This is a genomic window from Microcoleus sp. F4-D5, from assembly GCF_036704885.1.
In the GTDB taxonomy this organism is placed as follows: domain Bacteria; phylum Cyanobacteriota; class Cyanobacteriia; order Cyanobacteriales; family Microcoleaceae; genus Microcoleus.
The window spans coordinates 1-12478 of the sequence record NZ_JAUBSX010000127.1; the positions used below are offsets into that span (position 1 = coordinate 1).

13 protein-coding genes are annotated in these 12478 nt (G+C 48.0%); 9 read left to right on the top strand and 4 right to left on the bottom strand.

The window, feature by feature from the left end; translation table 11 throughout:
- Positions 1–281: 281 nt before the first annotated feature.
- The 3 genes from QUA80_RS31695 to tadA all read right to left on the bottom strand — a co-directional run bounded on the left by QUA80_RS31695 (position 282) and on the right by tadA (position 2269).
- Complete coding sequence (locus QUA80_RS31695) at positions 282–638, bottom strand: hypothetical protein (RefSeq protein WP_333428899.1); 357 nt, start codon at positions 636–638, stop codon at positions 282–284.
- Between the two features lie 118 nt (positions 639–756).
- A complete protein-coding gene (locus QUA80_RS31700; protein WP_333428900.1) occupies positions 757–1428 on the bottom strand; it encodes a lysophospholipid acyltransferase family protein in 672 nt (223 codons plus the stop codon).
- Between the two features lie 340 nt (positions 1429–1768).
- Entirely contained in the window at positions 1769–2269 is a 501-nt protein-coding gene (tadA, locus tag QUA80_RS31705) for a tRNA adenosine(34) deaminase TadA (RefSeq protein ID WP_333428901.1), read from the bottom strand.
- An 80-nt stretch (positions 2270–2349) separates the two neighbouring features.
- Between tadA and QUA80_RS31710 the strand changes: the two genes are divergently transcribed.
- Both QUA80_RS31710 and menB read left to right on the top strand, forming a co-directional pair.
- On the top strand, positions 2350–2946 hold the full coding sequence (locus tag QUA80_RS31710) for a TerB family tellurite resistance protein (protein ID WP_333428902.1): 597 nt from the start codon (positions 2350–2352) through the stop codon (positions 2944–2946).
- Positions 2947–3252: 306 nt separating this feature from the next.
- Positions 3253–4086 (top strand): 1,4-dihydroxy-2-naphthoyl-CoA synthase, encoded by an 834-nt coding sequence (menB, locus tag QUA80_RS31715; RefSeq protein WP_333428910.1) that lies wholly within the window; start codon positions 3253–3255, stop codon positions 4084–4086.
- Between the two features lie 229 nt (positions 4087–4315).
- Here the strand turns inward: menB and QUA80_RS31720 are convergent, their stop codons facing one another.
- The gene (locus tag QUA80_RS31720; RefSeq protein WP_333428903.1) at positions 4316–4645 is read right to left on the bottom strand and encodes a hypothetical protein; all 330 of its coding nucleotides are present in this window, start codon (positions 4643–4645) and stop codon (positions 4316–4318) included.
- 551 nt (positions 4646–5196) lie between these two features.
- Between QUA80_RS31720 and QUA80_RS31725 the strand changes: the two genes are divergently transcribed.
- The 7 genes from QUA80_RS31725 (at position 5197) to QUA80_RS31755 (ending at position 12435) form a co-directional block, all read left to right on the top strand.
- Positions 5197–6414 (top strand): transposase, encoded by a 1218-nt coding sequence (locus tag QUA80_RS31725; RefSeq protein ID WP_333428904.1) that lies wholly within the window; start codon positions 5197–5199, stop codon positions 6412–6414.
- Positions 6415–6474: 60 nt separating this feature from the next.
- Positions 6475–7716 carry an SPOR domain-containing protein gene (locus QUA80_RS31730; protein ID WP_333428905.1) on the top strand — a complete coding sequence of 414 codons (1242 nt, stop codon included), beginning with the start codon at positions 6475–6477 and terminating at the stop codon, positions 7714–7716.
- Positions 7717–7984: 268 nt separating this feature from the next.
- Entirely contained in the window at positions 7985–8689 is a 705-nt protein-coding gene (locus QUA80_RS31735; RefSeq protein ID WP_333428906.1) for a PspA/IM30 family protein, read from the top strand.
- A 270-nt stretch (positions 8690–8959) separates the two neighbouring features.
- Positions 8960–10126, top strand: a complete 1167-nt coding sequence (locus QUA80_RS31740; RefSeq protein WP_333428907.1) for a transposase — start codon at positions 8960–8962, stop codon at positions 10124–10126.
- A gap of 199 nt (positions 10127–10325) precedes the next feature.
- Entirely contained in the window at positions 10326–11111 is a 786-nt protein-coding gene (locus QUA80_RS31745) for a PspA/IM30 family protein (RefSeq protein ID WP_333428908.1), read from the top strand.
- 377 nt (positions 11112–11488) lie between these two features.
- Entirely contained in the window at positions 11489–11896 is a 408-nt protein-coding gene (locus QUA80_RS31750) for a hypothetical protein (RefSeq protein WP_333428909.1), read from the top strand.
- Between the two features lie 179 nt (positions 11897–12075).
- Entirely contained in the window at positions 12076–12435 is a 360-nt protein-coding gene (locus QUA80_RS31755; RefSeq protein ID WP_333428911.1) for a BamA/TamA family outer membrane protein, read from the top strand.
- The last annotated feature ends 43 nt before the right edge of the window (positions 12436–12478 follow it).

The following is a 12478-nucleotide window of genomic DNA, read 5'->3' on the forward strand; positions in this document are numbered from 1 at the left end:
GCTGCCTATCTTTTTTTAGCACACATTGGCTCAATCCTTACAAAGTATGGGTTTCAGGCTGGTTGTTACCCCCCCAGATAATCTTCATAGCCTGCTAAACATTGACGTGCTAATTGACTGCTACTAAAAATCTTCTGCAGTCATAGTCTACACCGAATAACCTCGTGCTTTCTGAGCGATGTCTTTCTTTCTATGTGTTCCCGAAGTTGACTCATTTTTTAAGGGAACATTCTATTATTATATTGAAGTGATTACACGGCTAGTTTGTTTGTTGGAGAGGTTTAATGAAAAGCAGTCGGAAAAGCTTCCCACACTCGATCGACAAAATCTCTAAGTTGCCGAGAGGCGATCGCACCATCCTTTTTCTCCGCATCCAGAGAGTGCAACTCAGTCAAAAGTGAAATTACCTCAGTATCTAAAGCCGCCCGAAACAAGCTCAGCGGCCAAAGCAAATCAGCACCATCTCGCAAATCCGATAAAGTGTATTCTGTGGGTGAATCCTTCGCCGACACCGATACGACTAACATTAAAGGGCGAACCCAACAAACTTGACGTGCCTCAACCACTTGGATTATCTCTGAATGCAGGCACGCATCTCCACATTCTAAACTGACAATTTGACCAGGCTTAAAGTTCAAAGCACAATCCATTAATGCTGACTTTTAATACATACATAAACAACCAAAATAAGCGCCGCAACTCTCTACAGCACCCGAAAACATTATATCATAATTCTTGCTTCCTGCTTTCTTCTTCTCAACTTTTATCAAGATTTTTAAGAGCCATTTCGAGCTGGGTCGTCAAAAATCGTGCTTCTTTTTTACCACCACCACCATTGGCATAGTCCGCCACGGAAATCGGAGAACCGATCGCAATTTTTACCTGAGAACCCCATCGAGGAATGCGGGGGCGATAGCGGATACTCATCGGTACAATTTTCACCCCCAAACCCGGTTTGCTCAACTCTGCTTGTATTGCCAAACGAGCCAATCCAGGCTTGATCGGGTGAACTTCACCATCCTGAAAAATGCCGCCTTCGGGGAAAATAACCAACATTTGCTTGTCGAGAAGCAATTCCACCCCATAACGGAGACTGCTAATTGCTGGATGCTTGATATCCACAGCAAACCCTCCCAAATGTCTGATGAACCAACCTTGCAGTCCTTTCACCTCATCAGCAGTTACCATAAACCGCAAATCGCGTCCAGTTACCATCTGTCCGGTTGAATAGGGCATCATCAGGGCATCCCACCGGGAACGGTGCGTAGGGGCTAAGATGACAGGCCCGTCTTTCGGCAAGTGCTCCTGTCCGGTTATCTCAATCTTGCCAAAATGAAACGGTAGGACAACATAGTGACCTAGCGGATAGAGCAAGGAGGTTAACCAAGGAGAAACGCGAGAGGTATTAGATGCTACCTTGGCAGGCATTGGCTTCACTAGAGATGATTTACTGAACTCAACGGCGCTCGTGGCAGTGTGGGGCATAGCAATTAAGCTGCTTGATCGAGATCTAAAGTCTAAAGTAAGTTGTTGGACAAATCTTTAGTTTTTGGATCGGGACACTTTTGCTATTGGCATTGTGGCGATCGAGCGATCGCGCCCGCAAGAGATAATCTCTAACAGGTAAAACATCAGGCAACTAGCAAGCACTACCGCACAGCAGCCAGCCGCCTCCAAAGCTTGAGCGGGCAATTACGGATCTATTATTTCAGTTAAATGGTCAAGTTCTATTAAACATCGCCCAGAAGAGAGTAAAAAATTTTACCTGTTAATGTTTCCGGCGCGCTTCAAACCAAGAAAGCAACAGATCGCGGCAAACAGACTCCATAATACCGCCGAGCACCTCTAAGCGGTGACACGAATGCGCGCTATCTGGAATATTAGCCGCAGTCCGAATCGTGCCAGTTTTCGGGTCATCTGCTCCGTATACCAGCAGACCGATCCGAGCTTGTACTATAGCACCTGCACACATCGGGCAAGGTTCCAGCGTTACGTAGAGCGTGCATTGGTTGAGATGCCAGTCTTGCAACACTTGCCCGGCCGCCCGCAAAGCCAAGATTTCAGCGTGAGCAGTCGGATCGCAATCTCGCTCTCGCCGGTTTTGCGCTTCGGCAATCAATTTGCCAGTACCGTCAACAATTGCAGCACCGACGGGTACTTCACCAGCATCACCGGCTGCTTGTGCCAGTTCTACAGCCCTAGTCATCCAGCGTTTGTGAATAAAATAAGTAGTATCACTAATAGACAACGGCTCAGTTTTAGAATTCACTTCATACCTACGTAACAAAAAAAACTTAAGATCGATCGAGAAAGTTACATTACAGCTTAATTAGAGAGTGATTTTTAATTATGGACACCACCACAATCTCGACTGAAGTTGTTGAGCTATTGTGCCGCATTAGCCGGCAAAAGCTCCGCGAACAAGATATCACTCCTTTGGTAGTGTTTCTGACTGCTCTGATTTCTATACTGCGCGGAGTGATGATTATTGACAGGACGATCGCAGTTGAAGAAGAAGAACGGCTGCAAAAGACTCTCAAAGCCTTTGCCAGCGGCGACCGCGATCGGATAGAACTAATTCAGCGCATTGTCAAAGGAGTCTCCAAACAGCAGGTTTACTTCAACCCCACGGAATTGCTAACCCTGACAGCTTTGTTCTCAGAATCAGAAAAGCTGTTGCTCATCGGTTCCGGCTACGAAATGTCAGCAGTAGACGGACACATCGACCTCAGGGAGCAAATGTACCTACAGTCGATCGGAAATCGGCTCGGTCTCGACTCCAGACACATTGCAGTCATAGACACTTTATTTACGAAAGAAGGAACCCTCGACTCAGAAGCTTTTGCCGAAGTTCAAGCTTTACTTGCTCCCAGCGAATTCGAGTCCTGCGATCCGGTATTTGCCAAAGCAGCAAAGCACCTGTTGGCTCTTTTATTGCGCCAATAATCCAGCGCATATAAATTCTGTTGCAGTAAAAGAGTGAGGAGTCCAAGGATTTGACGCTTTTTCCATTTTAGACGGGACTTGCCCACAGAGAACCTCAAAAACCGGGTTGTTTAACGCATACCAAGAGGGCTGCACGGCGGCGTATTTTGGTGAAAAACCTGGTTTCTGCCTAAGTCCGGCTTGATTTTTTGGGCAAGAGTCGATCGATCCTTGTATCCCATTGAACCGAATCAATCTAAAATCTAAAAGCGACTTGTCGCTGCCTTGATAGACCCAGCTCGGTCTCAAATCTAAAATTGATTGATTATGCAAATTGAATGGCAAACCGCCAAAACCTACGAAGACATTCTCTATCACAAAAGCGGTGGCACCGCCAAAATTACCATCAATCGACCTCACAAACGGAACGCTTTCCGTCCCAAAACCGTGCAGGAACTGTGCGATGCCTTTACTGATGCCCGCGAAGATACAAAAATCGGCGTTGTCCTGTTCACCGGTGCAGGGCCTCATACAGACGGCAAATACGCCTTTTGCGCCGGCGGCGACCAAAGCGTGCGGGGTGCGGCGGGATATGTAGACGAAGGTGGCATACCCCGGTTGAACGTACTCGACTTGCAGAAGTTGATTCGATCGATGCCCAAAGTTGTAATTGCTTTAGTTGCAGGCTACGCAATAGGAGGCGGTCACGTTCTGCACTTAATTTGCGACTTGACGATCGCTGCTGACAATGCTATTTTCGGACAGACCGGCCCAAAAGTCGGCAGTTTTGACGGTGGTTTCGGAGCTAGCTATCTCGCCAGAGTTGTCGGTCAGAAAAAAGCCAGAGAAATTTGGTTTTTATGCCGCCAGTACAGCGCACAGCAAGCACTAGAAATGGGTTTAGTCAACTGCGTCGTGCCCGTCGAACAACTCGAACTAGAAGGCGTTCAGTGGGCTAAGGAAATTTTAGAAAAAAGTCCGATCGCGATTCGCTGTTTGAAATCAGCTTTTAATGCTGACTGCGACGGTCAAGCCGGTTTGCAAGAACTGGCGGGAAATGCCACTTTGCTGTACTATATGACCCAGGAAGGCGCAGAAGGCAAACAAGCCTTTTTAGAAAAACGGCAACCTGATTTTAGTCAATATCCTTGGCTGCCATAGCTGGAAGGAGAAATTATTTTTTTTATGTACTCATATTAAACTAGATACTGCTGATTGTTATGAGTTAGTAAAGCCAAATGCACCCCATCGTCCCAAAGTGTCAGTATTGATACCAGTTCCCAAAAAGAATGAAACTGCTTTGCCAGATCCAAACCATAATATTCCTCAGTGATTCCCCAATCGAAAATCGAAAATCGAAAATGGTATTAGCTGTCCTGCTGCGGACTAACTAGACCGATACTGCGGCTGCCGATTTTTCGGTTAATGTTGTGCCTGTAAGCTGGCAGGAATTGCGCTCGGAAAGAGCGACTGCCGCATCCTGCAGCGTCAGAGTCGGTTCTTGCCACAGTCCAATTTCTTCTATGTTTTCCCAAGATGACCCAAAAGGCGAAACCGCTAAAGCACAAGCTTTCCAGTTACCTTGAACCGGCCCCCCTAGTAGAGCGCAAACACCCCCGCGTCTCCCCTCAGGGGTATAGTGACGGCAGTGACGACAAGCTGAAATTAAAGATGAAGTTAAGGAGGTTTGCATAAAAGTTCTTAGGGAAATCATTTTCATCTCTAATTCTCCTTTGCAGAGCTAGCAGGCTTTAGAGCATCACAGCCTTTATTCTGTCTGGGTTGTAGCGATCCCCGGAGCCTAATTTAATTTTATAATTTATTTATAATCTCGTTATATATAGAAACAATTAGCTCAGTCCTTGCTCAGTGTATGGGTGAAAACAGAGGTTAAAAGTTTATAAAGGGTCAGGGATCAAGAAAAAGTACAACGGCGTCACGAGGATGAAAAATTATAAATAAGTGGTAGCTGCGGATACAAAAAATTGCTGATAATTTTGGTAAGCAGCCTCCGGGACACAATAACAATTAAGTTTTAAAATAAAAATCAAAAGATAGCTACCGGCGATCGACAGCAGGCGATCGGGCCGCTATTGCATTGACAACAAAAGTAGCCAATCATGAAATAGGCAAGTTTTCCAGCTTCTTGTCTATATATACCAAAATTTTGGGGTGAAAGGCTCGCCGATCGGCGATCGACTTTAAGGGGTTCTCAGAAATCCTTTGAGGATTCGTAGAGCTGCTGTATACTAAGTCAAGGAGGTGAAGCAAGTGTTTAATTTGACCTTTGAATTTAAGTTGAAGCCCACAGCGACACAGATAGAAGTTTTTGAACATTGGTTAGAACAGTGCCGCCAGGTGTACAACTATGCCTTAAAAAAGCGAAAAGACTGGTACAACTCGCGCAAATGTCAAATAAACTCTTGCTCCATCCACTCCGAGTATATTATATCGGCTGACACGCCTAGACCGACATATTCAAGCCAGTGCAAGGCTTTAACAGCATACAGGAAGACCAGCCCCGCACAGCAACGAGCAAGCGCTCAGATACTGCAACAAACGCTGCGGAGATTGGAAAAAGCTTTCGTCAGTATGTGGGAGATTCATCACGGGTTTCCTCGGTTTAAAAAACAGGGAGCGTTGAGGTCTTTCAGTTGCCCGCAGTTGGGTACAACTTTCCATCAAGGCAACTGCTTTAAATTGCCTGTAATTGGCTCGATCAAATTTTGGCAGTCGCGTCCCATCCCCCAGGGGGCAATCGTCAAACAAGCTCGCGCAGTTAGGCGGTCTAGCGGCTGGTACATAATGTTGAATTTGCAATGGGATGTGTCAATTCCCGATAGTATTCCTCACGGCAATCCCGTAGGAATTGATGTAGGGTTGACTAATTTTATAGCAAATTCTAACGGGATTTTAATTAAAAGAACGAGGTTGTTTGCTGAGGCAGAACCAAAGCTTAAATTGCTGCAACAGCGCGTCACGCGAAAAAGCATCTGGTCAAATAATTGGACAAAGGCTCAGCAACAAGTCGCTTTGCTGCATGAATACGTTGCAAACTGCCGAAAAGATTGGGATCGCAAGTTGTCACATCAAATTTGTGATGACGCGGGTATGGTGTTTGTCGAAGACCTTAATCTCGTCGGACTCAAAGCGGGGAGGTTAGGCAAGCAAGGCTTAGAAGCTGGGTTTGGGCAATTCTTCAACATATTGGAGCAAACTTGCTTTAAGCGTGGTGTATATTTCCAAAAAGTAGACGCAAAAAAGACTAGCCAAATCTGCCCCAATTGCCTTAACGAAACAGGTAAAAAAGAGTTTTCAGAACGAACTCACTCGTGTCACAATTGCGGCTGTACAACCGACAGAAATGTCGCAGCCGCACAAGTAGTTCTCAAGCGAGGACTTGCAGCCGTAGGGCATACGGCCTGTGATGCACGGCACGAGGGTAAATTCATTGGAATCCGTGCGAAGCAAGAATCCCCGCGCCTTTAGGCACGGGAATGTCAAAATCAAAACATAAAAATCAATTTAGAGGCGGTAGGAGTTTTGCTAATGAGTAAGCGTTCTTCGGTTGAATCCCCAAATCATCAATCCTCTTCAACCCCAATCAAGCCTGCTTTGCAAGCAGTCCTGGGGAGTCTGGATGTAAACCTAGAAGCAGAACTGACAACATACAGAAGGCACAGGCGGCGCGCCGAACAGTGGGTATCCCCATCAGTTCGTACCGGCAAGCAAGCAGCCACAACCGAGCAACAGCTAACCCAAAATTTGGCGCCGGAGACTGCGGAGGAAACCCAGCATCCCCTGTCGCTACCCCTATCCCTTGCCGGCATCCAGGGCGATGCCCCGCTAGCAACTACCAGGGGTGGCACAAAATTATCTGGCAGTGCCTTCGCACCCAACAATTATCTCGAATCAAGCGAAAAACTGATCGAAAGTTTGGACGAATCAAAAGCCGAGCCTGCGGTAGAACGCAGTTTAGCCGCCAGTCTGTTAACTCCCTTGGGACTGAGTTCGATGCTGCTGTTTTTGCTGTCGTGCACGGCTTTGGGCTACGCAGTCATGCACCCGTCAAGTCTGGTTAAGATGGCCGGCCTGAACCGTTTGCTCGATCGTACCTCACCCTCTCCAAGCGACAGTCCCGCCTCTACTGCCATCTCAGATACCAGCACCAAGGAACTGCCGAAAGCTCCAAATCTCGTATCCAAGGAATTTGTCGAGCTAGATTTGAGCACTCTCAGCAATGTCAAGCCGACAGTCAGCCCGATTCCTTCCCCGTCACCAAAAGCATCAATCCCGCCAACTCCGCCAGCGCCTCCGGGCCCGGGCGCGGCTGTGCCGATTCCGACAGAAGACGGCAACCCGGCCAGAGGCAGGGAACAAGGACTCAACAATCTGAGTACGGCTTTGCTTCCCACTCCCAGCCCCAGCGCGGTCCAGCCAGTGCCGACACTGCCGACACTGCCTCCCACACCCTCCCCAGCCCAGCCTGCAGCCACATCCCCGGCGACAGCATCCCCAGCCGCCGCATCCCCAGCCGCCGCATCCCCAGCCGCCGCATCCCCGCTGGGAAGGCCTGCACGGGCGGCCGACGGTTTCTATTACGTTGTCACCGATTACACCGACGAAAAATCGCTGCAGCAAGCCAGAACCGCAGTTCCCGATGCCTACGTGCGGAACTTCTCAAAGGGTGTCAAGATCCAAATGGGGGCTTTGAACGATCCTGCCTCAGCAGAACGTTTGGTGAAAGAACTCCAAGAAAAAGGGGTGAAGCCACAATACTATCAACCATAAATTAGGCAAAGACAATTAAACTAATGATCGGGGAGTAGGTTGGGCCGAGGCACGAACCCTCCGTTTCGCTTCACCCAACATTTGCTCAGTTTTGATGGGTAATGCTCGCGCCCTACCCATCCTAAAAATAATCATGATGACCTAACTTAGAGGGAATTAAAATTTCACAATTAAAAATTAAAAAGACGATTGAGGAGTTTTCATTTTTAGTTTTTAATTCTGATTTCTCTGTCTTAATTCTCAAGTTGAAAATCGGGAGACTGGCAAAATGGGATTATTCGATCGCCTATGGCGAGTGATTCGAGCCAATATTAACAGTTTGGTCGGGGCAGCAGAAGACCCAGAAAAAATTCTGGAACAGGCTGTAATGGATATGCAGGAAGATTTAGTGCAGCTCAGACAAGCTGTGGCAGGGGCGATTGCGGCTCAAAAACGCACCGAACGCCAGTGTTCCCAAGCTGAGTCTACAGCCGCAGAATGGTATCAGCGGGCGCAGCTAGCTTTGCAAAAAGGCGAGGAAAATTTGGCGCGGGAAGCTCTGACGCGCAAGAAATCTTATCAAGAAACAGCAACGGCGATGAAAGCCAGCCTCGAACAACAAACGGCTGTTGTGAGTAAACTTAAAGAAAATATGCGGGCGCTCGAAAGTAAAATTTCCGAGGCAAAATCTAAAAAAGATATGTACATTGCCCGAGCTCGATCGGCCGCGTCGTCGGAAAGGCTGCAAGAAATGATGGGCAATCTCAGTACCGGCAGCGCTTTGAGCGCGTTTGAACGGATGGAAGAGAAAGTCATGCAGCTAGAAGCTCGCTCCGAAGCAATCGCAGAGCTCGGAACTGACGATTTAGAAAAGAAGTTTCTCTCTCTCGAAGGTGCCGACGATGTGGATACCGAGTTGGCAGCGATGAAAGCACAAATGCTTCCGGGCAACAATACACCTAAATTGCCGTCGGGCGAGCCGCCGGCATCGTGAGCCCCAAGCAGCAGAACAATAGTCGGGACGAGTAAAAACTTCTCAACAGCCCAGCTAGAGATGGCTCGAAGCCTGTTGGGGAATTCCCGGATCGACGTTAAACTCAACTAGAACAGCAGGAGTCCCGCACTCTACCTGAAAGGTGAGTGTCGGGAGGCATGCGCGGCAGATTGAGGGGTTCGATACCCCGAAAGCTGCCAATACGCTACAATAACAACAGCAAAACTTCACTCTTTGAAAAGGTCCCAAGTTCTTACACTCTCTTGCAAATTGGAAGTATCGCAGCAGCAGGTTGAAAAGCTGAATGCGGTACTGACTGCCTTTGCAAAATGCTGTGAGTACGTGAACACCCATACACCCGAAAAGCTGACGAATCAGATTGCTGTTCAGTCCTTGATTTACAAGGAAGCGCGATCGCATTCTGGGCTGTCTGCTCAAATGACGATTCACGCAATTCGTAGAGTTTGCGCTAATCGCAAAACGGCAAAGCAAAAGGTTAAGCCCGTTAAGAAGTTTGCCCCCACTTCTGCCACTTACGACGCGAGAACTTTCACCTTCCGCGAATCGGATTGGTTGGTCAGCTTGACCACGATCAAGGGCAGAGAAAAGTTTAAGCTGCACATTGGTAATTACCAAAAACACTTGCTGCAAGGACAAGACCCCAAAACGGCAACTTTGGTAAAGCGCAACGATGGCAGCTTTTATCTGAACATTCAGCTTGAGTCTGAGCCACCAGAGAAACAAAAGACTGATGATGTCTTGGGTGTTGATTTGGGACGCACAGACATTGCTTGTACATCTGCTGGAGAGAAATTCAGTGGCAAACAGGTAACACAAGCCAGAGACAGATATAACCGTGTACGGGCTTCGTTACAGCGTAAAGCGTCCAAAGGCACAAGGTCTACTCGTAGAAGGGCGAGACAGATTTTGCAACGGTTGAGTGGACGAGAACGGAGATTCCAGACATGGCTGAACCATACCATCAGCTATCGACTGATCCAGCAAGCCAAGACATCAAATCAGGCTATTACCCTGGAAGACTTGACCGGAATCAGAGAGCGTACCAATGAACTGCCACGGTCTAAAACAGAACGGAGACGCAGCAATAGTTGGGCGTTCTACCAGTTGCGCCAATTCCTGACCTATAAAGGCGTGAAATTTGGCGTTGATGTAAGACTGGTTGATCCGCGCTATACCTCGAAGACTTGTCACTGTTGCAAGGTGATTGGCAATCGCCAAGGTAAGCGGTTTGAGTGCCTGAATGAGCGATGCGGATGGATTGGCGATGCCGATGTGAATGGAGCAAGAAATATTGCTACTTTGGGGCAGATCGTAAACCTGCCCGGAGGTTCCGAGATCGTGTCCTGCTCTTTGCAGGAAGTTGTCTTGAGGGCTACTGAAAGCCCGCACTCTATGCAAAGCATGAGTGTCGGGTAGTTTACTAGATAGGTGCATGAATAAGCTTGCCTGCATCACATTGCTCGATCGCTTTAAACTGGATTTATCTGTCTGCAAAAATTGCCAAAAACTAAATCGCACTAAAAATCTGACAAGAGTGAATTTCACAACAGCGGGCTAGGGCTATCAAGCCTGCTTTCCGCCTACTTCGTACACCTCACCCAGGAAAAATAGCATTATGGGATTATTTGACCGCATTAGCCGAGTCGTCAAAGCCAATCTTAACGATCTGGTCAATAAAGCTGAAGACCCGGAAAAGATTTTAGAACAGTCCGTTACGGATATGCAGGAAGACTTGGTGCAGTTGCGTCAGGCAGTTGCCAGCGCGATCGCGACTCAAAAGCGCACCCAGACTCAGTACAATCAAGCTGAATCTCAGTCTAACCAGTGGCAGCAGCGCGCTCAGCTAGCCCTGCAAAAAGGAGACGAGACTTTGGCCCGGGAAGCGCTGGTTCGCAAAAAGTCTCACGCTGAAACGGCGGCTACCCTCAAAGCCAGTCTGGATCAGCAATCGGCTCAGGTGGAAACTCTCAAGCGCAACTTGATCGGTTTGGAGAGCAAGATTTCCGAAGCTAAGACTAAGAAGGATATGCTCAAAGCGAGGATATCCGCTGCTAAGGCTCAGGAACAGCTCAACAATACCATTGGCACCTTGAATACTGGCAGTTCAATGGCGGCTTTCGATCGCATGGAAGAAAAAGTTTTGCAGATTGAAGCTCGCGCGGGAGCTTCGGCAGAATTGGCCGCCGCCGGCAGCAATTTAGAGGAACAGTTCCGCTTGCTCGAAAGCGGCGGCGATGTTGACGACGAGTTGGCTCAGATGAAAGCTCAACTGACCGGGGGATCTGTGTCTCAAGGTCAATTGCCGGCAGCGGGTAAAACTGCAGCAGCCAGTAGCTCGGAGTCGAGCCCGGTGATTGACGCTGAGTTGGAAGAATTGCGATCGCAGCTCAATAAAATGTAGTAATCTCTATCAAAATTTACCTATTTCTCAGATCGCAGGTTTGATAGAATGCTCCGCCGACCTACAGGGCTAGCTTGGGAGGTCGGAGTTTTTTTCGGCAATTGCTAGTTACACAAAATTTTACTTTTGTCAACTATCTTTATGTTGATTTAAGAAATTAAGTCTTTAAAAAGTGATAGAGTAACTTTATTCCTTGCAATTGCCCCGGCCGCGCCCGAGCATAAGTGTAAATAACTATCAAATATTGCTAATCTGTCATGCCCGTGCAATCTTCTAGAGGCTTTTGTAAAATCAAGTTTTTCAAGGCATTAACACTTGGTTTTTCAATCGCAGCTATTTGCCCCGCACTGCTATCAGCTCTAAGTGTTGGGGAGTCGATGGTTGCTCCCGACTCAGGGGTGCAAGCGCCTATTTTGCATGATAATTTACGGCCTCAATTAAAACTCAATCAAGAAACAGCAGACGATCGCGATCGGCTTCGTAATTTATACTCGGGTTCAGAATTAGATAGAGACAGTAAAGAGCAAGAAGACAGCATCCTGGAGTTCGATCGATCGACCCAAAATCAAGACCTAGAAACTCTCGCTCAATTGCCGAACCGAGGAGAAAACAGACAAGAATTTGCGATTCCCAACCCGCTGCTGCCAAATCCGGCTGCCATCCCACAACCAGCGCCCCCAGCGCCCCTGCCTCCAGCCCAACAGCTTTTGCCGCCTGCAGTTCCCGCGCCGGCACAGCCAGCAGAATTGCTAACATTCCAGGTACGATCGAGGTCGATCGATTGAAAGTAATTGGCAGCACCGTCTTTAAGTAAGTCGGCGCGAAAAAACGCCGTTATGTAAACGAGGGCAAAGTCTCCAAATGCTCTCCACTGGGTGACTTAAACCTGTTTGCACGGTGTTGCATCTTGCGGTTTCATCCCGCCTACCTACTTAGCAAACAAAAATTAGACGCTGTACTGCTGTTGGTTGGAGGTGAGCTTTTGCCGATCGAACAATTTGGTTTGGGCGGCTTGCAGACAGTCCGGGGCTACCGTCAGGATGCTTGGCTGGCCGATAGCGGGATTTTTGGTTCAGCCGAGTTGCAGTATCCGATTTTGCGCGTCGGCGACAAACAAGGGCATTTTCAGGTGACGCCGTTTGTGGATTTTGGCAATGTTTGGAGAAATAGCGGGGGAAGGGCGGCTGTGGAAGCGAATACTTTGGTGTCAGCGGGATTAAGCCTGCGGTGGCAGTACTGGAAGAGGTGGAATCCTTCTTTGGGCAGGGGAATTCCTTTGATTGGTATTAAAACCCACATTCCGCAGATATTCGATCGAACTTAATTTCAAAGAGATTCAGAATTATCAAACCCTCAAATGATTACTA

Coding starts and splice junctions, on each gene's coding strand:
- QUA80_RS31700 (WP_333428900.1), bottom strand. CDS start 1,428: ATGCCTGCCAAGGTAGCATCTAATACCTCTCGCGTTTCTCCTTGGTTA.
- QUA80_RS31710 (WP_333428902.1), top strand. CDS start 2,350: ATGGACACCACCACAATCTCGACTGAAGTTGTTGAGCTATTGTGCCGC.
- menB (WP_333428910.1), top strand. CDS start 3,253: ATGCAAATTGAATGGCAAACCGCCAAAACCTACGAAGACATTCTCTAT.
- QUA80_RS31720 (WP_333428903.1), bottom strand. CDS start 4,645: ATGAAAATGATTTCCCTAAGAACTTTTATGCAAACCTCCTTAACTTCA.
- QUA80_RS31730 (WP_333428905.1), top strand. CDS start 6,475: ATGAGTAAGCGTTCTTCGGTTGAATCCCCAAATCATCAATCCTCTTCA.
- QUA80_RS31735 (WP_333428906.1), top strand. CDS start 7,985: ATGGGATTATTCGATCGCCTATGGCGAGTGATTCGAGCCAATATTAAC.
- QUA80_RS31745 (WP_333428908.1), top strand. CDS start 10,326: ATGGGATTATTTGACCGCATTAGCCGAGTCGTCAAAGCCAATCTTAAC.
- QUA80_RS31750 (WP_333428909.1), top strand. CDS start 11,489: ATGGTTGCTCCCGACTCAGGGGTGCAAGCGCCTATTTTGCATGATAAT.